The organism is Dorea sp. MB18-49, assembly GCF_023669465.1.
Lineage (GTDB): Bacteria > Bacillota > Clostridia > Lachnospirales > Lachnospiraceae > Dorea_A > Dorea_A longicatena.
Map to the genome: position 1 here is coordinate 1 of NZ_JAMOYX010000023.1, position 24,507 is coordinate 24,507.

Below are 24,507 nucleotides of genomic sequence, written 5' to 3' on the forward strand. Positions count from 1 at the left end.
TATTTACGATATGTTTTCTTTACAATATGTTTTGTAAAAATATGTATATATTATACACTTATGCTTTTTATATTTATTATTTTAAGGAGGTTTTTTCTTACATGATTGATTCATCTACAAATCTGGCCAATACATCGTCAAACAAACCGCATAATTATCATGAACAGAGCCAGATTGACCAGACGTTACGGCTCCGTGAAGTTTTGAAGACTTTACCGCCTTTTGTTAAGGACTATTTCCGTGCTATGGAACCGAAATCATCGGCACGTACCCGTATTAACTATGCTTACGATATCCGTGTGTTTTTCCACTTTCTTATGGAAAACAATCCTGTATACAAGAATTATACAATTGACAGATTTACGCCTCAGGATCTTGAGAATCTTGAGCCTGTAGATCTTGAGGAATACCTGGAATATCTGAAAGTATACAAACGTGATGAGGACGGCGAACTGATCACCAATGGGGAAAAAGGTCTGGCACGAAAAATGTCTGCCCTTAGAAGTTTTTATGGATATTACTTCAAGCACCGGATCATTCAGAAAAATCCGACACTTCTGGTAGATATGCCTAAATTACATGATAAGGCAATCATACGTCTGGATACTGATGAAGTTGCGCTGTTATTGGATTTTGTGGAATCTGCAGGCGAACATCTGACCGGGCAGGCACTGAATTATTATAAGAAAACGCGTGACCGTGACATTGCTATTCTCACATTATTATTAGGAACCGGAATCCGTGTATCCGAATGTGTCGGACTGGATATAAAGGATGTAGATTTTAAGAACAATGGAATTATGGTTACAAGAAAAGGTGGAAATCAGATGGTTGTCTATTTCGGTGATGAGGTTGCGGAGGCGCTTAAGAATTATATGGCAGGTGACCGTGCGGCCGCTACTCCCCTCCCCGGCCATGAACAGGCATTGTTTTTGTCAACACAGAGAAAACGCATGGGTGTCCAGGCTGTTGAAAATATGGTGAAAAAATATGCCAGGCAGGTAACACCGAACAAAAAAATCACGCCGCATAAACTGCGCAGTACATATGGTACTTCTCTCTATAAAGAGACTGGGGATATTTATCTGGTAGCGGATGTCCTGGGACATAAAGATGTTAACACGACAAAAAAGCATTATGCAGCGATTGATGATAACCGACGCCGTAAAGCTGCTTCTGCGGTCAAATTACGAGAAATATAAAATGTAATGGAACTTTTTTGTCACAGTGACAGGTGTGTTCTTCTTGTTCATCTATTTTTAATTTAAATGAAAAAAGAATCTCCGGCAACATATAGTAAATAATATATGTCGGAGATTCTTTTATTTATTAGTTTAATTAGATTATAATTTTTTATCTGTAATGTTCTCTTTTAATTCAACCAGCTGCTCAATGGCCTTTGCAGTACCATCAATTCCCAGAAGTGAACTGTCAAGGCAGATATTATAGCTTTCGGCAGCTCCCCATTTTTTATTGCTGTAATAATTATAATAGCTGGAACGTCTCTTGTCCGTTTTTTTGATCAAGTCTTTCGCCTTTGCATCTGTCAGATCATAGATACGTGCAATTCTGCGGATTCTGGCATCCATATCGGCATGAATGAATACGCTTAAAACATTATCGAATTCTTCCAATGCATAATCAGCACAACGTCCAACCAGAATACATGGTCCCTCAGACGCTATCTTACGGATTGTATCGAACTGGGCAAGAAAAATCTTATGATTAATTGGCATATCTGTGTAACTGGATGAAGGATACCCGAAAGAATAAGAATCCATAACCAAAGAATACAGAAAACTGTTGGTAGGTTTCTCATCATGTGTCTCAAAAAGTTCTTCACAGATACCACTTTCTTTTGCTGCGCGTTCCAGCATTTCTCTGTCGTATAATTTGATTCCAAGATCTTCCGCAACTTTATATCCGATCTGGCGTCCGGCACTACCATATTCACGACCGATTGTAATGATTGTATTTGTCTTTGCCATATAAATCACGCTCCTAAACAAAAATTAATATAAACATATTATACAGCAAACTTAGACAAATGTATAGAATTTTCTCATAATTCAGTTATAAATATTCCTTAGTCTGTCTAATAGTTCAATGAAATATTCTGGGAGAGGTGCATTTACTTCCAGATATTTTCCTGTGGTTGGATGAATGATTCCAAGTGTGCGTGCGTGCAGGGTCTGCCCTTGTAATCCTTTGAATGGGCATTTTTTCGGACCATAGACCTCATCACCAATCAGAGGATGTCCGATACTTGCCATATGGACGCGAATCTGATGTGTACGCCCGGTTTCAAGTTCGCACTGAATATATGTGTAATCGCCGAATCGCTCCAGAACTTTATAATGTGTGACTGCATCCCGTCCGTTTTTACAATGGGTGCTCATTTTCTTTCGGTCTGTTGGATGGCGTCCGATCGGAGCATTGACCGTACCGGAATCTTCTTTGATATTTCCATGTACGATAGCAACATAGATACGCCGTATAGAGTGTACTTTTAACTGTTCCGAAAGGCTTTGATGAGCTTTATCGTTCTTACATACAACTAATGATCCTGTCGTATCCATATCAATCCTGTGGACAATTCCAGGCCTCATACAGCCGTTAATACCGGACAGCTCATCACCGCAATGATACATCAAAGCATTTACCAGTGTCCCGCTATAATGTCCGGGAGCCGGATGTACGACCATTTGTTTTGGTTTGTTGATCATGATGATATCCTGGTCTTCATAAAGGATATCCAAAGGAATGTTCTCTGGTACGATATCAGGCTCTTTTGCCTCCGGAAGGGTAACTTCCACGCTGTCGCCAAAAGAAAGCCTGTAATTGGATTTTACAGGCTTCTGGTTGACTTTTACATATCCTTCTTTCATAATTTTCTGTATATAAGATCTTGATCTGTCTTCTAATTCATCTGAAAGATAGCGGTCTATCCGCTGGCCTTCTGTATTGCGATCAATGGAAAATTCTTTCAAGGTCGTCCTCCTTATAGTAAATGAGTATTAATATAACCAGCAGAAATGCTGCAACGGTTACATAGATATCGGCAACGTTAAAAATCGGGAAGTTGATCAGCTTGAAGTATAAAAAATCGACTACATAATTCAGACGGATCCGGTCTATACAATTGCCGAAAGCACCGGAAAGAATTAACACTGCACAGATACGAAGCGGCAGATATTTATGTTCTATAGGTACTTTGTGGTAAAACCAGATAACAGCAATTGTAATCAAAAGTACACTGATATAAAAGAATATACGTTGATTTTGCAGCACACCGAAGGCTGCACCCCTGTTTTCCAGATATTCTAATTGAAATACATCTTTAATCAGGACATAGGCAGACCGATCCTTAAGATGTAATACAACCAGATGTTTTGTAATCTGATCCAATAATACCAGTACAACGATACTTACCAATGCCATTATATAATGTGTGATTCGTTTTGTATTTGTCTTCATGATACTCCTTCTATAAATTAACTGTATAAATTATTTAAATTATTGTCCTAAATGTATTTGCGTACAGAGATCAGGTAGCGTCCCTTTTTTGTTTCTGAGAGAATACCATCATATGCAATACGTCCCATTTTCCTTACAGAGATAATATCATTGTCTTTTAAACGATAACCGTTACTCGTGATAAGTTTTCCATTTACAAAGACTTTTCCGGCTTCAATCTGTGCAGTAATCTTACTTCTGGAAAGTGGATAGGCAAGAGCAAGTACACTGTCCAGACGAATGGAAGATACGGTCCCTTTCAGCTCCTCAAATCTTGGTTCATAATCTACTTTAACCCCTTTTCCTATGGATGTATTTACGTTCGTATGACGAACCACAGTCAGATTATCTGCAATATATTCAGCGAGTTCTTCTTTGACAAAAATCAATCCTTTCTGATCTTCAACAATAATATCTCCAACTTTGGAGCGCTCGATGCCAAGATTCATAAGTGCTCCAAGATAATCCCTGTGTGTAAGATCTTCGGCAAATCTTTTGCTTGACGGAGTGACTTCTATAATCTGAATGGGATATTCATAATCATAATAAAGAGCATCAGGTAGAAAAACAGCCATCTGACGCTCTGATAAGTCATATCCACCATAAGTTTTATACTGAGATAAAAACATGTCTTTTGGTGTGGTATGAAGAATATTTAATTCATTCAAATTAAGAAAGTCGGAAAATATAACAATCCCTCTGTTATATGCCAGTCTGGAGAGTTCCACCAGACGTTTCTGTAACATACTTTCTTCTTTATTCATAATTAAAATCTTGACCTCATAGATGAAGAATCCAGAGAAGTGTTAAGCAAATCCTGAAGATCTCCAGATATATCAACATTTGTAGGTGTTACCAGGAATATGTAATTAGAAATTTTCTGCAGGTTACCACTGATTGCAAATGTAGCTCCTGAAGTAAAATCAATAATACGCTGAGCAATCTCAAGATCCAGTCCCTCAAGATTCAAAATAACGGTACGTCCACTTAATAAAGTCTCTGTAATCTCTCTTGAATCTTCTACAGAAGTTGGCTTGATCACGCAAACCTCCATATTTACACTGCTTCTTCTTGAAGGCTGACGCATCGGAGTTACTTTATTATTAGAGAATGCAGATTTGGACTTCACAGGTGCTGTGTAATCGTCTTCATCGTCTTCATCGAAATCTTTATCATTGTCTTTGGTGTTTTTATGAAAGAGGCTTCTCTTGGGCTTTTCTTCATAATCATCATCATATTCGTCATCGTCGAAGAATTCATCCTCATCGTATTCATCATCTCCGTCGTCTAACTTCATGATACTTAAGAACTTATCTAATACTCCCATTTTTAATAAATCTCCTATCTTCCGTTTATACTTGATGAGTATAATCACGTGCTCCAAAAATTCCGGTTCCCACACGGACCATGGTAGCTCCTTCTTCTATGGCCACCTGATAGTCATTTGTCATACCCATAGAAAGAATACTCATAGTAATATTATCAATGTTTTTCTTTGCGATGTCAACAGATAATTTTCTTAAATGTGCAAAAATCGGTCTGTTTTCTTCTGGATTTTCTACAAATGGAGCAATTGTCATTAATCCCTTTACGCGGATATGAGGAAATCCGGCAATCTTTTCTACAAATTCAGGAACCTCTTCCGGCATGAGACCAAATTTACTTTCTTCTTTTGCGACATTTACTTCAATCAATATATTGGCAATAACACCGTGCTTTTCTGCTTCTTTATCAATTGTTTCTGCGAGTCGGACAGAATCTACAGAATGAATCAGATCAACTTTATCGATAATGTATTTTACTTTATTACGCTGCATATGCCCAATCATATGCCAGTGAATATCCTTTGGAAGGACTTCATATTTAGAAGCCAGTTCCTGTGCTTTGTTTTCTCCGTTTATACGGACTCCAAGGTCATAGGCCTCCTGCAGCATTTCTACAGGTTTTGTTTTGCTTACGGCGATCAGAGTAACTTCATCTCTTTTACGTCCGGCACGGTCACATGCAGCCTGTATATTTTCTTCTACTTTTTCCAGATTTTCTTTTAACATAATTGTCCACTCCTTTTATAATCTGTTATTGTGTGTCAGGATATTACATCGCCCTCATGTACGTCTTTACCCGTCAGAGCAATGTGATCATAATTGGAAAGTCCGTAGTCATCACCACTTTGAACAATATAATATTCATCGCTTTCGCACAGAATCTGTACCTGTCGGAATACGGCATAACCACGGTTAATATTATATACACCTTTTAACTTCCGGGTTTTGTTTAACTGGCAGGTATCCGATGAATCAGGCTTTCTAAGTGTTGTATTTTCTTCAAAATCATCAGGATCTATATAAACAGAACCGGTTGATGTATCTCGGTAATAGATATCGACTGATTGGAACTGTGCATTTTCCTTCCCGGTATCGATCAATACTCCTGTGCTGTTGCTGTTACCACCCTGTGTAAGATAGTCTTCTGAGATCACATAAAAATTCTTTTTGGTGACTGCAGATTTTGGTATTTTAAGTCCGGTATGATCTGCCATAATAAGCTCTACATCTACAAAACGATCCTGGGCATAACGAACCATAGAATTATCAAATGCCAGATATCCAAGCCAGGTGCCTTTTACTTTTTTCATGGAAAAAGCCGCTGTCATAGTTTCGTTATCTTTCGGAAAACGGACCTGAACGCTGGAAGCATCAGTTAAATCTTTTACTGATTGTTTACTTAGAGCAATCACAAGTGTCCAGTCATCATCTTTGATCAATTTATATACTGAATCACCGGATTTGATTTTCGTATTATTCTTCTGCTCTTTTTTATTGTAGTTTTCTTTGTTAAGCATATCAGGGGTTATATCTTCTGCTTTTGTATTTTCAAAACCATCTACAGAATAGCTGATAATTCCGTCGGACTCAGCGGTATATACTTTCAAACCATCAAGATCTGATTCCGTCAAAGCCGCGATCTGCGTCTGACGATTCTGATTAGACTTGCCTTCAAGAACTCCGGAAATATTGTTCTTTAAAGTATATACATCCCCAAAGGTTCCGTCGGTATAATTTTCGCAGAAAGTCTGTGTCTTCTGACTGATTGCCGACTGTTCACTGGAGGTTAATTTTTGTGTGTTGTTTGTATTTGTTTCAAATTGAAGTTTCTGGTCAGACAGGGAATAAACCTGTGTTTTGGCACCGACTTTGTTTCCTTCTGAAATAAAGTAATTAACATAACCCTTCCCTTTGGAATGTACGACCGTTTCGTTACGAATGGCTAGACCGGTGTAAGAAGTATCTTTTACGATCGAACCCTCACGTACTTCATAAACAGAAATGTGCTTTGCGGTCAGATACATCAGAACCGTCACAAGAAGATAAATAAATATAACCCCAAAAATGACGATTCCGATATTTAAATGTTTTTTCTTTTGATAAACTTTTATATTTGAAGAAGTAATATTTGCAGCCAAAATACGGGCCTCCTATTCTTTGTTGTCCAATAAACGCAATGCCGCTCCATCCAGATAGTTCAGTTTTTTTCCTTGAAAACTATTCTGCTCTTCCATTCTTAAAAGAAGTTCATCACGTAATTTCCACCAACTTGTGTTCCAGTTGCAGAATACGGCATCTTTTTCAGGAATACGGCTAAACAGACGCTCTACGGCAATATCCGGATTTAGATGTTCAAGAAAAGCAATCAGTCTGTTCAGATATTCTTCTTTTTCGCATAGAGATATTGTACCATTTTCATAGTCATCGCACAACCGTGTGTCTTTGGCTATATAGAGAGAATGTGCTTTTACAATCTGAACGGGAAGAGCCGATAATATCTTAGCGGTTTCAATCGAATCATCCATCTCATCTCCTGGCAGATTTAAAATCACATGAGTACAGATATCATAACCATATCTGCTGATACGAAGAACGGCGTCAATATATTCTGCAAGAGTATGACCGCGCGATATTCTTTTCAGAGTATGATAATTTACTGTCTGAAGTCCAAGTTCTATTGCAATCTGAATTCCCGTTGTTTCGCGAATCCTATTTAAAACATCAAGATAATCTTCACGGATGCAGTCCGGACGTGTGGAAATCGCAATTTCTACGATATCAGGAACCTTCGATGCTTCGAGCATATATTTTTGAAAAATATCCAGAGGCATAAATGTGTTGGTATAATTTTGAAAATAAGCAATAAATTTATGGGCATGATATCTTTTCTCTATATATTTCCTTGTGCTCATCAGCTGTTCGGTAACAGAAACAGCTGAATCCATTGCTTCAAATCCGGTTCCGGTTTCTGCACAGAATGAACATCCTGCGCCTGAAATACGATTTGGGCACGTAACAGGAAGATTTACCGGTAATTTATATACTTTTTCTCCATATCTTTTCTTTAAATATTTTGAATATGGATAATATCTTTCATCGATATCCATTATATAAATCCTTTCTCTGATATGTGTATAATCTTTCCTTTTATGGTAATACTATTATCATTCGATAAAAGGAGGATTCTTACATGAAATGGTTTGATAACACTGCTTTAACGCTGGTGATCATAGGCGCACTTAACTGGTTGCTGGTCGGTATTTTTAAACTGGATATTGTAGCCGTGATATTTGGAAATCTTACATGGCTGTCCAGAATTATTTATACAATTATCGGACTGTGCGGTTTATATCTCATCAGCCTTTATGGAAGAATTGGAAGTTCATCCTAAAAAAGGGGTATCCGTAATTTGGATGCCCCTTTTGTTTGGGTATACAAGAGAAGTTGCCACCGGCAACTTCTCTTGTATACTTTGGTATGAAAAGTGTCTGCGACATATTCTTATGCATCAATTATTTTCAGGAATTGCTTCTACAATTGCTGTCATATCTTTGTAAAGTAAAGGTTTGGTATCAGCCTTCATTACGATTGATATATACGGATGGTCATTTTTATCTTTTGTAAGCAGAATTAAACAGTTTCCTGCCAATTGAGTTGTACCGGTCTTTCCGCCGATTACAGTTACATTATCAGGCTTCTTGGCATCTCCCGTTGCATAAAAGTTTGTTGGTTCCCATGTGATGCTCCTTATCGTTCCATCGTTTCCGGTAACCTTTGCGGTGTGAGATTTTGCCATGATAATTTTTACAAAATCATCATATTTGATACATTCATTAAATATTAAATATAAATCATATGCCGTTGTATAGTGGTTATCATTGTGAAGTCCGTTGGAATTTACAAAATGTGTGCCGGTTGCCATTAATTTGGCTGCTTCTTTATTCATCATTTCAGCAAATCCATCCATACTTCCGCCGACATATTCTGCTATAGCAGTAGCATTATCATTACCTGAATGTAATAACAGACCATATAATAAATCGGATAAAGTAATTTTATCTCCAGCTTTTATTCCACAAGTTGCTTCATCCGCAGCAAAACTGTTCATATCCGCATTCTGGGAAACGGTTACAACATCGGAAAGATCCGCATTTTCTAAGGCTACAAGTGCCGTCATGATCTTTGTTGTACTTGCAGGATATATTTTGTCAAACATTTGATAAGAAAAATCTACTTTCTTTCTGTCCACATCAAACAGCGCAGCAGAATGTAATGTATTAGTCTCATCCGAAGATATGCCACTGAGACTGATATCACCGGAAGCTACACATAAATCTGAAGCAAATAATTTTCCGGTGTAAAGGTCTTTGTTATAATTTTCTGCCTCGTATTCAGCGACTACATTCTTCGTTCCAAGCAGATCTGTAATTCCACATCCGGTTGCCATGACAACCGTTAATAACAGTACAGAAATTAATTTTGAATATTTACCGATACATTTCACGCCAGTCCAAATCTCCTCTGTCAATTGCCAAAATAATAATCTCTGCTGTTGCAAGGTTCGTAGCCAACGGGATATTATAAGTATCACACATCCGAATCACGTCATTTAAATCTGGATCATGTGGCTTTGGATTAGAGGGTTCTCTTAAAAAGATAAGCGCATCAATGTCATTTTGCGCAATCTGAGCTCCCAGCTGCTGTTTGCCACCTAAAGGACCGGCAAGATATTTATGAACTTTCAGGTTCGTAACTTCTTCAATTAATCTTCCGGTCGTTCCTGTAGCATAAAGACTGTGTTTGCTTAAAATTCCTCTATAAGCGATACAGAAATTTTGCATCAATGCTTTTTTTGAATCATGTGCTATCAGACCTATATTCATATCATTCACTCCTTACTGGTATTTTTTCGGTTGTAATCCTACGTTCAAGACTAATCCAATTCCAATATATAAACTTACAAGAGAAGTCAGACCATAACTTACAAAAGGTAATGGAACTCCGGTATTTGGCAAAATTTTGGTGGCAACACCAATGTTGATAAAACTTTGTATGCCGATCAGGCCGCCAACACCGCAGCATATGATTCTTCCTGCAAGGTCTTGCGATCGTATCCCAACTAAGATACATTGTATCACAATCAATAGTAATAACGCAATAATTATACACCCTCCGACAAAACCTAATTCTTCTCCGATGATTGCGAAAATAAAGTCTGTCTGAGGTTCCAGAATGAAATTACCGTTTTTTACGGAAGTAGTTGTATTGTTATCCAGTCCTTTTCCTGTTAACTGTCCGGATCCTATAGCCATTACAGAATTTTTCTGCTGATATGCTTCATCACTTTCATATTTTTCCGGTTCAATGAAAGCAAGGATACGTTTCTGCTGATAATCTTTGAGGATTTTCTGATTCGGCTGAACAACAATACTCAAAAATATTACTGCGATCGGGACTAGTATAATCAATACCGTACCGATAAACTTATAACTGAGTCCGGCAATATAGATCATAAGGCAGATCATAAGTGCCGTACATATCGTAGTAGATAAGTTTGGCTCAATTAAAATTAAAGCAAGAGGAATTCCTGCCAGAACGGCATATTTAATTAATGTAAACTTATCATTAATATCCTCTTCATGTTCCATCAGGAATTTGGCAAAGAAAATAATAAGCAATATTTTTGCCAGTTCAGATGGCTGGAACTGAATAAATCCTACTTTAATCCAACGGGTTGCCCCATTTACATTTTCTCCGAATAATTTTACAGCTGCAAGCATAATGATAGACAATGCATACAAAACCCAGTAAAAATTCATAATCCACATGTAATCAATTAAGGAAACAACAATCATTGCAGTAAAGCCTATGATAACACCAAGAATCTGTTTGCTCTGAAGAGATTCCTTTGCACTGCCGACAACTAAAATACCCAGAACAGACAAAATCCCGACAAGTGTTACGATTCCAAATTTGTAATTTTTTAAATTGTATGGTTTAGTAAATCTATGTGATCTCACGTTTCTTCTCCTGCTATTTTTATCACTATCTGTGAACGGTTAATCTCTACCTGAAAATCATCTTCTGTAAGTTCCATATATTTGGAAAGTGTTTCGTATAAATCTTTGCAAATATGTTCATAAGCCGAAGGAGTACATTGTACACGATCTGATATGACCAACGTGCGCAGACGATTCTTTGCAATGGATACGGAAGAGTTTTTCAGCATAATAAATCCTCCTAATTCTTCCTGAAAGCATGGGCAATTCTGGAAAATACCCCTTTGCCTGTGTCAAGATTCATAAAAGAGACTTCCGTGCCCGTGATTCGTTTGCAAATGTTAAGATATCCCTTTCCGGCTTTTGAATCCAATCCGATTACCGGTTCCCCCTGGTTCGTTCCTATTACAACCTGTTCGTCATCAGGAAGGATCCCAATCAGCGGAACGGCAAGAATCTCTGTGACATCGTCAACCGACATCATATCTCCTCTTTTCACCATATCCATCCGGATACGATTAATGATAAGATCGATTGTACGGATCTGGTTCTGTTCCAGAAGTCCGATGATACGGTCGGCATCACGGATGGATGATACTTCCGGAGTTGTAACTACAAGTGCACGGTCAGCACCGGCAATTGCATTTTGGAAGCCCTGCTCAATTCCTGCAGGACAATCCAGAAGTATGTAATCGAATTCTTCTTTTAATTCTGCGGTGAGTTTCTTCATCTGTCCCGGAGAAACTGCGGATTTATCTTTTGTCTGTGCGGATGGCAGTAAATAAAGATTCTCATATCGGCTGTCTCTGATCAGTGCCTGTTTAAGCCGGCAGCTTCCATCAACAACATCAACAAGATTATATACAACCAGATTTTCCATGCCCATAACAACATCAAGGTTGCGAAGACCGAGATCAGTATCAATAATCACTACCTTTTTGCCAAGCTTAGATAATCCTGCACCTATATTTGCCGTTGTTGTTGTCTTTCCAACACCGCCTTTTCCTGATGTAATTACAATAACTTCGCCCATGAATAACTTCCTCCTATAACTGGTTTTACTTTAATCCCTCCGATCCGCAGTTTTTTAGGCTGCATATGGAGTGCTGCTATGACAGCATCTGTCCTGCCGGCGGCACCTGCAATCACGGTTCCGTATATAGTACCTGTCACGATTACATTTCCTTTTGATGCAACCGTTGCACCCTCTTCAACATCTCCGATGATCACGATGCTCTGTTCCGACTCCAGAACCTGTCTTCCTCTTAATGTACCTTTATAGAACTGTCCGTCCCTTTCATGGATAGCTTCAAGGCTTTCGTCCAGTAATTTTTTATGGACTTGTTCTGTAGCAGTATTCTTTTCAATAATGCATAGTATTTCAATACCGGCAGCTGATTCAATCGCTCTTGTCAGCTGCCGCTCTTCTTCTTCTGTGAAAGAACGGCCTTCATATTCTACCGCCATTTTTGCATGATTAAAAAATTTGGCGGCAGATTGAAATTTGTTTTTTACGTCATCAAGCAATTCTTCAAATGAATTGTCGGAATTAAAATAAATCGTAATGCCGTATTTGTTGCTCTTGATGAGAACATCATCTTTCACATAGAATCATCCTTTCTTTAATCGCCAATGGTTACAGTTCCGATATTGGAAGCCTCTCCGGTGATCAGTTCATTTTCCGGAGTAACTTTATAATAATACTCCATGACATTATTACCAACTTCAGTTGCAAAAGTTGAACTGTAACCATTGGCGATACGTATTGCAAATGCAATCTGTGGACTGTCACTAGGAGCAAATCCTACAAAAAGACCATGATCCGGGTGAGTCTGACTTTGCTGAGCTGTTCCTGTTTTACCGGATAATTGTACACCGCTGGCATTTAATTTTGTGAAAATATCTTTGTGTTCGGATGTTACCACTGCTCTCATACCTTCGTGAACTGCCTGCCATGTAGTAGATGATACATCGGTTACTTTATTTTTTACTTCCGGTGTATAATCTTTTACTGTCTTTCCCTTCGGATTGGTCACTTTGTCTAAAAGACTTAAATTATATACAGTACCCTTATTTGCAACAGCTGTAATATATCTTGCCAGCTGACTGGTTGTATAGTTGTTGGTTCCCTGTCCGATAGCGGATAATACAGAGTTGTCATCGGAAATCTGCGGATCTGATTCCGGAATTTCCATACCGGAAGTATCTCCAAGTCCGAATTCTTCTGCATATTTCTGCAGTTTTGCAATTCCTCTTTCACTTGAATAGTAATTCTGAGTACTCTTTCCGTCAGAAGTATCATTATCTAATTTTGAATCGCCTGTACTGTTAAGGCCAAGTCTGTATCCGACTTCATAGAAGAAATCATTACAAGAATGTTGAATTCCCTGCGATACATTCAGGTTGCCATGAGCAGACGGATAAATCCAGCACTTTGGATTTGGTGTAACTTTTTTATATACACCTGCGCACGGAAGGTAAGTATTTACATCAATAACACCTTCTGTCAGACCGGTGATAGCAGATAACGGCTTATAGGTAGAACCTGGTGCTGTTTTTTCCTGAGTTGCATTATTATAAAATGGACGAGACTGATTTGTAAGCAGTTTACTATAATAATCGGAGTCCATAGTATTTGCAAGACGGTTGTTGTCATATCCCGGATATGATACACAGGCCAGTACTTCACCAGTATTCGGATCTGTTGCAACTAAAGATCCGGTACATGGTTCAAGTCCAAGCTGTCCCGGGGTAATTTCCAGTGATTGGATCTTGCTGCGGATAAAATCATAAGCACCGATGCTTCCGGCTTTTAAGCTGTCGTACTGATTATCTTTTTTATCCAGAATATTCTGCTCATATAACATCATACATATCTGTCTGCCGGTAATAGTTCCTGATTTTATCATATAACGGTAGATCAGTTTGTCAAAATTGTTATCGGTATTTATATAATCCAGAATATAATTTATGATTCCCTGATATACTTCTCCGGAATCGGAATATTGTTCGTTGGATTTTATATAGTCTTTTAATAAAGAAGTATCTATCCAGTTCTTTGAAATTGCATAATTCAAATACGTATAAACATTAATAGATTCTTCATCTTTCCAGGCTTTATACGTAGCATCTTTAGTATCAATGGATTTTGACATCAAGACGCCTGTACCGTTAGTCAGTACATCAGATACCAGGTATGTCAGATACGCCTGGACTTCTTTTGGCTGATCTTTGTATGCGGCAGCTTTTGAATCATTCAGCACTTTTGTCAGTGTATTTTTAACTTCTTCTTTTCTTATAGAAAATGCAGAGGCAACTTCTTTTTCAGCTTCTCCGGCATCGGGATCCGTAAAGTGTGTCATGTCAAGCACATCATTATTGATCATTGCGTTATATACATCACCGATCGGGATGATAACGTCACTTCCATCTTCTACCTTATTGCGGTCAAAATCAAGAGAGTTCTGAATTTTGGCGAGAAGAACTCCTGCAAGTTCCTGCTCGAGAATATTGTAGGCAGCTTTCTGCAGATTGGCATCAATCGTCAGATAAAGATCATTCCCGGCTTTCGGATTTGTTCCTTTTACGGTTTTGATAACTTTACCTACGTTGTTAACATAGAGTTTCTCGCTTCCTTTTTTACCCTGAAGCTGAGAATCCATCGCCTTTTCAAGTCCTGCCTTACCTACAGTATCAGTTTTGCTGTATCGTTCCTGATCGGCATCGCTTAAAGCATCATACTCTTCCTGCGAGATCTGACCGGTATATCCGATAATATTTGCAAAACATTTACTGTCAGCATACTTACGAAGTGATTCTTCTTCTACATTGATCCCTGATAATTTGTCCAGATTTTCCATAATATCTGCAACTGTGGCATCGCTGACATCTTCAGCGATTGTGGTTGAGATATATTTCTGATAACTGTTCAGCCAGATCTGATAACGAATATTGATCAGTTTTAGTACAGTGGACTTGTCCATCTCCTTTTCATTAATTCCGAATTTTTGTTTATCCGTACAGAGATAATGAATAAGTTCATTTGCCGTTGTTGCTTTCTGTTTTTTAGAAAGCTGGTCGATGGTTGATTTTCCATATACGTCGGCAATAAAACGTAATTTCTGAGTCTCATTTTGCGCAACAAATTGATAATTATTATTACTGTCCAAAATGATTCCGAAGTTATTGATAACGGTATCTCCGTTCGATTCGACCATTTTAATAACAGAAGAAATCGTCTTGTTCAAAACTTTATTCTGTTGTGCTATGCTGTCATAAGATCCGTTATCTTCGATTGTAACGGAATATGCCAATTCATTATATGCCAGCAGATTACCGTTCCGGTCATAGATATTACCACGGGTACCCTGTATTTCTTTTGTTTTCTGAATCTGCAGTTTATAATCATCAAGATATTCCTGCCCTTTGACAATCTGAAGATAGAATATTCTCTGTACCAGGATTGCCGATGTAATACAAAAGACAATAATTAATACAAATATTCGAGATTGTACGAATTCTGCAATGCCGGATTTGATCCGTTCCCATAAACTATACAAATTTACTTGCACTCCTTTGCTCTTCTGCTTCCAGTTTCTTGTTAATGTGTAATATGATCTGATACAGAATCAGAGTAACCAGAATGGTATACACAAGTTCTGGCATAATGATCTGTCTCAGGTATGCTTCAAAAGCAAAATCCCCCTGCAAAAGATACATACAGAAGTATGTAACTAAACCGTATATCAATTCACTGATCGCAATAAGTGCGATAGGAAGTTTGATATCATCATCATAAAAGAGTCTTCGAAATGACCCGTTCATGTAACCAATTACCGAAAAAAGCAGGGTGTAAAAACCGAGAGTGTTTCCCCAGAATACATCTGTCAGGAAACCGGACAGAAATCCAACGGCAAGGCCCTCTTTTTTTCCTCTCATAAATCCGAACGAAGAAGTAACGATAATCAACAGATTGGGTTTGATCGTTGCGAATGCCAATCTGTGAAAAACGGTACATTCTAATAAAAAGCAGATAATGATAATGAAAAATGTGATAAGTTTTCTTTTCATATGCTACTCTCCCTTGGTGCTTCCGGATTCCTGTTTGATGAGTTCGCTTTTGGTCGTTGTAATAACAAGAACCTCGTGAAGTTTGCTGAAATCAACAGCAGGTGTAATGTATCCGGAACGTGTCAGGTTATTGGAATCTACTTTTACATCACTGACATATCCGATAAAGAGTCCCTGAAGAAATCTGTCGCTGACATGCGAAGTAACGACTTGTTCTCCAACTTCAATCTTATTATCATTATTAGCAAGCTTTTCAAAACGGATTCTTCCATTTTCCATCTGTTTTAAATCACCTCTTACCACACAGGTATCTGAAGTAGAAAGAAGCATTGCACTGATATTACTTTCATCATCTATAATAGAACGTACCCGGGCGTAATGAGGTCCGACTTCTGTTACAATTCCCACAAGGCCGCTGCCTGCAAGAACATTACAGTTTTTCTTGATTCCGTCTTTGCTCCCTTTGTCGATCGTAAAGTCGCTGAACCAGTTAGAACCGCTGTTGGAAATTACATGTGCGCCGATTTTTTTATAATCTGAATAATTTTCATCGAGTTTATATAATTCACGGAGTCTTTCCAGTTCATACTGATCCTGACGGAGTCTGGTGTTGTCTATTGTAAGATCATCTACTTTGGATTGTAATTTTTTGTTTTCCTTTTTCATATCCTGCAGTGTCTCAAAATTATCGGAAAGATCGCTCATATAACGTCCTACATATCCGATACCTTTTTGCATAGGAATTACTGTATAATTTGCAATGAAACTGATTGGTCCGTTCCCTCCGGTAATACGTTCTACCCCCATCAGAATAACACAGATGACGATTACAATGATCAGCCAGTATTTACTTGGAAGGGAAGATTGATTTTTTGTCTTCATTATCTCATCCACCTATAATTATCTTCTATCATTGAAAATGTAAGTTTTCTTAAATCTTTTGACATAATAATACGCTTCAGCCCATTTACCGCACAGGTATCCGGTTCCAGAGCTGTCCTTGATTTGATTCCAACCATCTGCTCGATATATATTTCGAGGCCTGGCATATTTGCAAGTCCACCTGTGAGGAAAATCCCGTTTTCATAAATTGCTTTGCGAACCTCAGGAGGTGTCCTGTCTAAAAGAGAATGTATTGCTTTTACACATTCAAGCAGAGGATCCTTCATTGCCGCACGGACAAGCATAATAGAAATAGGCTTTCGCATCGGTACACCTGTGATCAGATCTCTTCCGGCCACCGATAATATAGAATCGGAATCACCCGTAAATACATTGAAATTTCTTCGAAGTACTTCTGCCGTCTGCCGTCCAATCAAAAAGTCGTGACTGTGTTTTACAAGATTGATGATTCCCTGGTCAAACGTCAGACCGCCGACCTTTACAAGGCGGTTTAAAACCATACCTCCACCGGCCAGTACAGATAACTCGGTTGTTTCGCCTCCAAAATTCGCAATCATGATACCTTTTGTATTCTGAATATCAAGATTCAGACCTACTGCATCAGCAATAGACCGCTCTACAATGTTTACTTCTTTTGCTTTTGCCGTTGAATGGATTACCAGATCAAAGAATGCTTTCTTTTCTACTTCTGTTACATCCGTTGGAACAGCAATCACATATTCAGAACCACGCGAAAACTGACGTCCCCTTTTTAACAGGTTCTGAAGCAGGAACTGCATGTCATTAAATCTGGAAATGACACCTGCCTCCATAGGAAATGTGATTTCTATATTGGATGGTGCTTTTCCATACATACTGAATGCATCATCTCCAACTGCAAAAATATCGCGATCCCGGTTATCTTTAAATGCAATTACATTTTTCTCTTTCCAGATCGTATCTTTTTTCTTATCGTAGACCTTTATATCATAAGAACCAAGGTCCAGCCCGTATACATTTCTTGCCATCTGACAGAATCCTTTCTTCTATCTTGTTTGCAGAATTTACAGCATGCCCTCCTCACGAAAACTCATATAGCAATTATTGCCAATAATAATATGATCTAACAAATCAATTCCTATAAGCGCACCCGCATCCAGAATTCTTTTTGTTGTCAACATATCTTCACGGCTTGGAGTCGGATCACCACTTGGATGATTATGTAAAATTATAATTGATACCGCATTCTTCTGCAATGCTTCTATAAAAAGCTCTCTCGGTGTAATAAGGGATGCATTTACTGTCCCTTTTGAAATATTGGTTTCGCCGAGAAGCTTTGCCTTCGAGTTTAACATCAATAATTTCATATGTTCCTGTTTCTCGTGTCTTAAATCTTCCATATAATATTGTGCAATCGTTTTCGGTTCGGTAAAACATACGGTTTCTTCATATGAAGCTTTGGAAAGCCTTTTTGCAAGTTCCGATATACAGGATATCTGAATTGCTTTTACCTGACCGATTCCCTTGATCTTTTTCAAACGTTCAACATTAAACTGGTGAATCCCGAGGATTCCGTTTTCGCCGGCATGATACAGGACCCTTCTTGCAAGGTCTACTGCATTTTCACCCTGAGTTCCTGTTCTTAATAATACCGCCAATAATTCAACGTCACTTAAACTGTCCGCTCCCAGACGTGCACATTTTTCATATGGCCGCTCGTCTTTCGGCATTTCTCTCATGGTATTAGATTGATTCATATTTTCTTTAGATTCGCACGACGTTCACAGAAGTAAAGTCAGGGACCTACCTTTCTGTAAACTATAAGAAACGATATATGATAATGGAAAGAATCACGCCAATGATACTTGCCATGGTTATCTTTATCGACAGACCAAATGTTATGATTAACACTCCCAGGTCCAGGACGATCGGCTCGTCTATTCCAAAGGATTGTCCATAACTCAGCCAGGATAAGGCCGGCACCCCTTTTGCCAGCGTCCCGATAAAGCCACCAAGAACTACTCCTGCCAGAATAAGCAGAAATAAAGCCCAGGCGTTCTTACTCCCTGCACCTTTCATATGTACTCCTCCTCGTTTTTCCTATCTAAAAAACTCAATACATTTTATCACATTTCAGAAAAAGTGTATAGGTTTATGATATTAAAAAATTCTTAAACTTCTTTTCGATTTTCTACATAAAGTGAGCATATTTCATAAAAAATTTTTATTTTTTTGTCTCTAACGGGCGATATGTGCCGGCAATCATTTCGGCGATTTTTATTCCATCCATGGCTGCAGATGTAATGCCGCCGGCATAACCCGCGCCTTCTCCACAAGGATAGATTCCGCGGATCTCGCTTTGCAGAGAATCATCTCTTATGATTCTGACCGGCGAAGATGTTCTGCTTTCAACTCCTGAAATGACAGCATCCTTTCTTGCATATCCAGGAAGCTTCTGATCAAATATGCATACCCCTTCCTGTAATGAATCCGCAATGATCTCAGGAAAAATGCGTCTGACATTAGCAAGCCGATACATACCTTTTATCTGTGGAATAATATCACCTAATTTTTGCGAAGGTATATTTTTACAAAAATCACCGAATAACTGTACCGGAACCTTGCCGTTTCCTTCCCGATATGCATTTTCTTCTAATTTTCTTTGGAATTCAACGCCGGCAAGTGGATGGCTGCTTCCAAAATCTTCCGGGGTTACGGTAACGATAACGGCGGTATTGGCATTCTGTCCGTCTCGCTTGCTATAACTCATTCCGTTAACAGCAAGGCGATGAGGTTCGGAAGAGGCATTTACTACATATCCACCGGGACACATACAAAATGTATATACACCTCTTCCGTTTTTCAGATTTGCCGTAAGTTTATACGGTGCTGCGGGCAGAAAGTCCGGATAATACTCTCCATATTGATCTTTATTAATCATTTCCTGAGGATGCTCCATGCGGACTCCTACTGCAAATGCTTTTGGCTGCATAGGTACTTCGTGTTGGTGCAGCATGGCAAATGTATCACGGGCACTATGACCGATTGCAAAAACAGCAAGCTCTGTATCGAGAACATATTTTTCCTGCTTTTTGAGATCGTATACTTCTAATTTGCGGAGCACTTTTGTGTTCCCTGTTGTAACGGTCTGGATATCAGTGACCTGTGAATGAAACCGTACTTCTCCGCCATGCGCACAGATACATTCACGCATTTCTTTTACAACCCGGGACAAAATATCTGTTCCTATATGCGGCTTGCTTTGATATGTGATCGCTTCCGGAGCACCATGTCTGGCAAAGATGCGGAGAACTTCGTGGTTCCGCCCTGATTTGTCTTTCACAAGAGTGTTAAGTTTTCCGTCAGAGAATGTTCCGGCACCGCCTTCACCGAATTGAACATTCGATGAAGGGTCTAATGTTCCGGTCTTCCAGAAGGTTTCTACGTCTTTAGTGCGTTGATCGACATCGGCCCCTCTTTCCAGAAGGATTGGCCGGTATCCGTGGATTGCAAGCATATATCCGCAGAATAGTCCCGCAGGTCCGGTTCCGATGATAACAGGACGGTGCTTGAACTCTCTGGTTCCGTTTGCAGGAAAGTTATAAGTATCTTCTTTCGCCTGAAATTGAATCTGATTACTCTTGATGCTTTTTTTGATTTTTGCCTCATCTTTTACCAGGACATCCACGGAATAAACATAATAAAGATCTGGCTTTTTACGTGCGTCAATGGACTGGCGTCTGATCTTGTATCCCTGAAGATATTCTTTTTTCATATGAAGCGTTTTCAAAATCTTTCGTTCCAGATCTGATTGTGTATGTGCAATGTTTAATTTTAACTGATTGATCCGTATCATGTTTTACTCCTTTTTGTTATCTTTGTAAAAATCACTGCGTATCCGCAGCTGCCTTGCCGGCCAGATAGCCGGTTGCCCATGCCCATTGAAGATTATAACCACCGCAGATTCCATCTGCATCCAGAAGTTCGCCTGTAAGATACAGGCCTTTTATATATCTGGATTCCATTGTCCTGGCACTAAGCTCTATAGTGGAAATCCCTCCTGCACACACTTGTGCATTGTCAAAACCGTTAGTAGTATCAATTAGTACTACGTTTTGCTTGGCCGCTTGCACAAGGCTTTTGAACTGCGTTTCGGACAACTCTTGAACCAGCGTGTGCATACGGATGCGGGCCTGCTCTAAAAATCTCGGTATTAGTTTCTGGTGGAAGATCCCAAGAAGATAATCCGCACAAGTCATTTGCTCCCGTCCTTCTTTTCTTTCCAAAAGAAAGGATAAAAATTCGTTTTCTGACATCTCAGGCAGAAAGTCAATTTTAACCTTTGCATTTTGCTTGAGATATAAAGCTTTCGCAACATAGCGGCTGATTTGAAATACAGGAATTCCGGAAATTCCATACGCTGTAAGCTGTAATTCTCCGCGGTCAGAAGCAATGGCTTTCCCGTCACAGATTGCGGTTACGGAAGCATCGGTTCGGACACCGGCTGCTTTGGCAAATGGATTTTTCCTGACCTTAAGCTGTACCAGCGCCGGAACCACGGGAACCATTGTATGTCCCAGGCCCTTTGCCAATGTGTATCCGCTGCCATCAGATCCCAGTTTTGAACTGGCCTTTCCACCACAGGCCAGAATTACAGCATCCGCTTTCTGTTTTCCTGTATTTAGCTTTATCATAAAGCCGGACGATATCGGGGTAATATCCGTTACCTGAACACCGGTAAGAATTTTGATGCCAAGCCGGTGAAGTTCCAGTTTTAATAATTCCAGAACGGTAGATGCCTGATCTGAATGTGGATAGACATAATTTCCTCTTTCTTTGACCATAAGTCCGAGAGATGAGAAAAAGCGTATGGTATCTTCATACCCAAACTGCTCTAACACTTCTTCAACAAATGGAATATTTTCACTGCGGTAATAAGAAGATTTCATATCTTTGTTCGTCAGATTACACCTTCCGTTTCCTGTTGCGAGAATCTTTTTCCCGACAGAATCTTTTTGCTCATATATCGTAATCTGAACTTTTGGGTTTGATCTTGCGGCTGCAATCGCAGCTGCAAGACCGGAAGCACCGCCGCCAATGACTGCTATTTTCTTCATCTGCAAATCCTCTTTTTCTGCATAGATTTTTATAAATTTATAAGGTTACGATTCCTGCGCGGACCAGATATTCTAAAGACATCAGAATTCCCAGTTTTGCATGTGGCCAGGTAAGTCCGCCCTGGAAATATACCGCATATGGAGGCTTGATCGGACCATCTGCACTCAATTCAATAGACGATCCCTGGACAAATGCACCGGCGGCCATAATAACATCCGAATCATATCCAGGCATCGGCCACGGTTCAGGTGTAACATAAGAATCCACCGGAGCGGCCGCCTGAATTCCTTTGCAGAATTCAATTACACCTTCGGGAATTCCGAATTCTACTGCCTGAATAATATCATGCCGGCTTTCTGTCCCATTTGGAATTACAGGGAAACCAAGTTTTTCATAAATATTTGCTGCAAAAATTGCGCCCTTTAATGCGGATGCAGATACTGTCGGCGCAAGGAATAATCCCTGATAGAAATCCTTCATCACACCAAGCGATGCGCCTACTTCTCTTCCGAGTCCAGGAGAAGTCAGGCGATATCCGCAGGCATCAATTAAATCTTCACGTCCTGCAATATATCCACCGATCGGAGCAAGACCGCCGCCCGGATTTTTGATCAGAGATCCAACGGTCATATCTGCTCCGACATCACTTGGCTCAATTGTTTCAACGAATTCGCCATAACAGTTATCAACCATACAGACAAGATCCGGTTTGATCCCTTTTACAAATGTGATCAGTTCTCCAATCTGCTTTACGGAGAAACTTGGCCTGGTCTGGTAACCTTTGGAACGTTGGATTGCTACCATTTTTGTCTTATCATTGATTGCTTTTTTGATGTTTTCATAATCAAAAGTGCCATCTGCCAGAAGGTCTACCTGGGAATATGAGATGCCATATTCAGCAAGCGAACCGTTTGACGGCCGGATACCGATCACTTCTTCCAAAGTATCATACGGTTTTCCGGCAGGTGCCAGAAGTTCATCTCCGGGTCTTAGATTTGCCGCAAGTGCGAGTGACAGAGCATGTGTTCCGCAAGTGATCTGCGGACGTACAAGTGCGCTTTCTGTGTGAAAAATAGACGCATATACTTTTTCAAGTGTATCTCTGCCCTGATCATCATAACCATATCCGCTGGCATAATTAAAACATCCGGCACTGACACGGTTGTCCTGCATGGCTTTTATTACTTTCAACTGATTGTATTCTGCAATCTCATCTATCTTTTCGAATCTGTCTTTCAGATTTTTTTCTATATTTTTTCCAAATGAAAGGACTGTTTCACGAATGCCCATTTCATTATAAATTGTGTTCATTGGTATCATAATTGTCTGTTATCCTTCTTTCTGAAAAATTTATCATCTGTTTATTTTGCATCTAAAATTTTAAACCGCAGGGATTCGCACATCGCATCAAACGTCGGATTGATGGACGGAATGCGGCGAAGCACATTTTCCGCTTCTCGGTATCTTTCCATATCATATAAGAGCGAAGCTCTGTTAAGATCGAACATGGCCCTCTCTCCCTCGTACTTGATCAGCGGTTCCAGTCCGAGAAGTTCGCGATATGCAAATGCTGTATCCTGATTGCGTGAATAAATTTCCATTAATTCATTCATTTTTCGCAAAAACTTTGATTTACCCCTCAGTTTTTTCTTTAGCATATTTTTCCCTCCAGATGTGAAATCATTGCTTCTAAGATTTTTTCTTCGTCATAATCATATTTTTCTTTTTGGATCCATGTGACCTGCCGCTCACGCCGGAACCAGGTAAGCTGTCTCTTGGCGAAATGCCGGGTATCGCGTTTGATTGTATATACTGCTTCGTCAAGAGCATACTCTCCGTCCAGATATGCCAGTATTTCTTTGTATCCTAATCCCTGCATTGAAACCATCTCTTTGGTACAGCCCATCTCTTTCAGCCGTTTTACTTCTTCAACAAGCCCTTCGCTCATCATCTGATCCACACGTCGGTCAATTCTCTGATAAAGCTGTTCCCTTGGTGCGTTGAGAACAAAATAAACAAATTCATACGGAGACTCTTTCTGACGCTCTTCTTCATTGTGTCTGGACATTTTCTGACCGGTCTGATGATAATATTCAAGCGCACGGATCACACGTTTTATATTATTGGCATGAATATCTTCAGCGGACTTTGGATCAATTTCGCGTAACATATTGTGCAGATATTCCGCCCCTTTTTCTTTTGCCAGATTTTCCAGGTCTTGACGATAATTGTCATCCTGTGAAGTACTGGTAAAATCAATGTCATATAGTAATGCCTGGATATAGAATCCGGTCCCTCCTACAATGATTGGAATGTGACCGTTAGCGTAGATTTGTTCCATAGCTTTTTTTGCCATCTGCTGGAAACGGACTACATGGAATTCGTCCCATGGCTTTAATTCGTCTACCAGATAATGAGGAATCCCCTGCATCTCTTCTGGACGTATCTTCGCGGAACCGATATCCATATATTCATACACCTGCATGGAGTCAGCAGAAATGATTTCTCCTCCGATGGCTTTTGCAAGTCCAATGGAGGCTTTTGTTTTGCCAACGGCCGTAGGCCCTGTTAGTACTACTAATGGTTTCTTCTTCATT

Annotated in this window: 27 protein-coding genes; 2 read left to right on the forward strand and 25 right to left on the reverse strand. The window is 39.4% G+C overall.

Going from position 1 to position 24,507, the window contains the following annotated elements; all coding sequences use genetic code 11:
* The first annotated feature begins 101 nt into the window (after positions 1-101).
* Positions 102-1,202: a tyrosine-type recombinase/integrase gene (locus tag NCY30_RS08285; protein ID WP_250818622.1), complete on the forward strand. Its 1,101-nt coding sequence runs from the start codon at positions 102-104 to the stop codon at positions 1,200-1,202.
* 141 nt (positions 1,203-1,343) lie between these two features.
* Here NCY30_RS08285 and NCY30_RS08290 read toward each other — a convergent pair whose 3' ends face one another.
* The 8 genes from NCY30_RS08290 to NCY30_RS08325 all read right to left on the reverse strand — a co-directional run bounded on the left by NCY30_RS08290 (position 1,344) and on the right by NCY30_RS08325 (position 7,948).
* Entirely contained in the window at positions 1,344-1,988 is a 645-nt protein-coding gene (locus NCY30_RS08290; protein ID WP_022416129.1) for a cytidylate kinase-like family protein, read from the reverse strand.
* A gap of 81 nt (positions 1,989-2,069) precedes the next feature.
* On the reverse strand, positions 2,070-2,990 hold the full coding sequence (locus NCY30_RS08295) for an RluA family pseudouridine synthase (RefSeq protein WP_250818623.1): 921 nt from the start codon (positions 2,988-2,990) through the stop codon (positions 2,070-2,072).
* On the reverse strand, positions 2,971-3,477 hold the full coding sequence (gene lspA, locus NCY30_RS08300) for a signal peptidase II (protein WP_006426560.1): 507 nt from the start codon (positions 3,475-3,477) through the stop codon (positions 2,971-2,973). Before lspA ends, NCY30_RS08295 begins: the two co-directional genes overlap by 20 nt.
* A gap of 47 nt (positions 3,478-3,524) precedes the next feature.
* Positions 3,525-4,280 (reverse strand): YlmH family RNA-binding protein, encoded by a 756-nt coding sequence (locus tag NCY30_RS08305; protein ID WP_006426561.1) that lies wholly within the window; start codon positions 4,278-4,280, stop codon positions 3,525-3,527.
* A 2-nt stretch (positions 4,281-4,282) separates the two neighbouring features.
* A complete protein-coding gene (locus tag NCY30_RS08310) occupies positions 4,283-4,843 on the reverse strand; it encodes a cell division protein SepF (RefSeq protein ID WP_006426562.1) in 561 nt (186 codons plus the stop codon).
* Between the two features lie 25 nt (positions 4,844-4,868).
* Positions 4,869-5,567, reverse strand: coding sequence for a YggS family pyridoxal phosphate-dependent enzyme (locus NCY30_RS08315; RefSeq protein WP_006426563.1), 699 nt, complete (start codon positions 5,565-5,567; stop codon positions 4,869-4,871).
* Positions 5,568-5,602: 35 nt separating this feature from the next.
* The gene (locus tag NCY30_RS08320) at positions 5,603-6,979 is read right to left on the reverse strand and encodes an HlyD family efflux transporter periplasmic adaptor subunit (protein ID WP_044919567.1); all 1,377 of its coding nucleotides are present in this window, start codon (positions 6,977-6,979) and stop codon (positions 5,603-5,605) included.
* Positions 6,980-6,991: 12 nt separating this feature from the next.
* Positions 6,992-7,948, reverse strand: coding sequence for a TIGR01212 family radical SAM protein (locus tag NCY30_RS08325; protein WP_173787376.1), 957 nt, complete (start codon positions 7,946-7,948; stop codon positions 6,992-6,994).
* Between the two features lie 83 nt (positions 7,949-8,031).
* Between NCY30_RS08325 and NCY30_RS08330 the strand changes: the two genes are divergently transcribed.
* Complete coding sequence (locus NCY30_RS08330) at positions 8,032-8,232, forward strand: DUF378 domain-containing protein (RefSeq protein WP_022416124.1); 201 nt, start codon at positions 8,032-8,034, stop codon at positions 8,230-8,232.
* A gap of 117 nt (positions 8,233-8,349) precedes the next feature.
* On the opposite strand, the gene NCY30_RS08335 is transcribed toward NCY30_RS08330, so the two are convergent.
* From NCY30_RS08335 to miaA, 17 genes are all read right to left on the reverse strand, one after another.
* Positions 8,350-9,345 (reverse strand): D-alanyl-D-alanine carboxypeptidase family protein, encoded by a 996-nt coding sequence (locus tag NCY30_RS08335; RefSeq protein WP_055193848.1) that lies wholly within the window; start codon positions 9,343-9,345, stop codon positions 8,350-8,352.
* Positions 9,329-9,724 (reverse strand): methylglyoxal synthase, encoded by a 396-nt coding sequence (gene mgsA / locus NCY30_RS08340; RefSeq protein ID WP_006426567.1) that lies wholly within the window; start codon positions 9,722-9,724, stop codon positions 9,329-9,331. The genes NCY30_RS08335 and mgsA overlap by 17 nt, the downstream gene beginning before the upstream one ends.
* A 12-nt stretch (positions 9,725-9,736) precedes the next feature.
* A complete protein-coding gene (locus NCY30_RS08345; protein WP_022416122.1) occupies positions 9,737-10,861 on the reverse strand; it encodes an FtsW/RodA/SpoVE family cell cycle protein in 1,125 nt (374 codons plus the stop codon).
* Entirely contained in the window at positions 10,858-11,070 is a 213-nt protein-coding gene (locus tag NCY30_RS08350; protein WP_006426569.1) for a cell division topological specificity factor MinE, read from the reverse strand. Before NCY30_RS08350 ends, NCY30_RS08345 begins: the two co-directional genes overlap by 4 nt.
* Before the next feature lie 11 nt (positions 11,071-11,081).
* Complete coding sequence (gene minD / locus NCY30_RS08355; protein ID WP_173787377.1) at positions 11,082-11,873, reverse strand: septum site-determining protein MinD; 792 nt, start codon at positions 11,871-11,873, stop codon at positions 11,082-11,084.
* Entirely contained in the window at positions 11,855-12,445 is a 591-nt protein-coding gene (locus NCY30_RS08360) for a septum site-determining protein MinC (RefSeq protein WP_022416120.1), read from the reverse strand. Before NCY30_RS08360 ends, minD begins: the two co-directional genes overlap by 19 nt.
* Positions 12,446-12,462: 17 nt before the next feature.
* Complete coding sequence (locus tag NCY30_RS08365) at positions 12,463-15,399, reverse strand: penicillin-binding transpeptidase domain-containing protein (protein ID WP_179970543.1); 2,937 nt, start codon at positions 15,397-15,399, stop codon at positions 12,463-12,465.
* Positions 15,392-15,910: a rod shape-determining protein MreD gene (mreD, locus tag NCY30_RS08370; protein ID WP_006426573.1), complete on the reverse strand. Its 519-nt coding sequence runs from the start codon at positions 15,908-15,910 to the stop codon at positions 15,392-15,394. Before mreD ends, NCY30_RS08365 begins: the two co-directional genes overlap by 8 nt.
* A gap of 3 nt (positions 15,911-15,913) precedes the next feature.
* Complete coding sequence (gene mreC, locus NCY30_RS08375) at positions 15,914-16,792, reverse strand: rod shape-determining protein MreC (RefSeq protein ID WP_195549331.1); 879 nt, start codon at positions 16,790-16,792, stop codon at positions 15,914-15,916.
* Positions 16,792-17,820, reverse strand: a complete 1,029-nt coding sequence (locus NCY30_RS08380) for a rod shape-determining protein (RefSeq protein WP_006426575.1) — start codon at positions 17,818-17,820, stop codon at positions 16,792-16,794. Before NCY30_RS08380 ends, mreC begins: the two co-directional genes overlap by 1 nt.
* Positions 17,821-17,856: 36 nt before the next feature.
* Positions 17,857-18,549, reverse strand: coding sequence for a RadC family protein (radC, locus tag NCY30_RS08385; RefSeq protein WP_006426576.1), 693 nt, complete (start codon positions 18,547-18,549; stop codon positions 17,857-17,859).
* 61 nt (positions 18,550-18,610) lie between these two features.
* Entirely contained in the window at positions 18,611-18,871 is a 261-nt protein-coding gene (locus NCY30_RS08390; protein WP_250818624.1) for a DUF4321 domain-containing protein, read from the reverse strand.
* 145 nt (positions 18,872-19,016) lie between these two features.
* Positions 19,017-20,648, reverse strand: coding sequence for an NAD(P)/FAD-dependent oxidoreductase (locus NCY30_RS08395; RefSeq protein ID WP_250818625.1), 1,632 nt, complete (start codon positions 20,646-20,648; stop codon positions 19,017-19,019).
* A gap of 31 nt (positions 20,649-20,679) precedes the next feature.
* Positions 20,680-21,909: an NAD(P)/FAD-dependent oxidoreductase gene (locus NCY30_RS08400; RefSeq protein ID WP_250818626.1), complete on the reverse strand. Its 1,230-nt coding sequence runs from the start codon at positions 21,907-21,909 to the stop codon at positions 20,680-20,682.
* A 37-nt stretch (positions 21,910-21,946) separates the two neighbouring features.
* The gene (locus tag NCY30_RS08405; RefSeq protein ID WP_006426580.1) at positions 21,947-23,230 is read right to left on the reverse strand and encodes a methionine gamma-lyase family protein; all 1,284 of its coding nucleotides are present in this window, start codon (positions 23,228-23,230) and stop codon (positions 21,947-21,949) included.
* A gap of 41 nt (positions 23,231-23,271) precedes the next feature.
* Positions 23,272-23,568, reverse strand: a complete 297-nt coding sequence (locus NCY30_RS08410) for a hypothetical protein (RefSeq protein ID WP_022416113.1) — start codon at positions 23,566-23,568, stop codon at positions 23,272-23,274.
* Positions 23,562-24,506 (reverse strand): tRNA (adenosine(37)-N6)-dimethylallyltransferase MiaA, encoded by a 945-nt coding sequence (gene miaA / locus NCY30_RS08415; protein WP_006426582.1) that lies wholly within the window; start codon positions 24,504-24,506, stop codon positions 23,562-23,564. Before miaA ends, NCY30_RS08410 begins: the two co-directional genes overlap by 7 nt.
* Position 24,507: the final 1 nt, after the last annotated feature.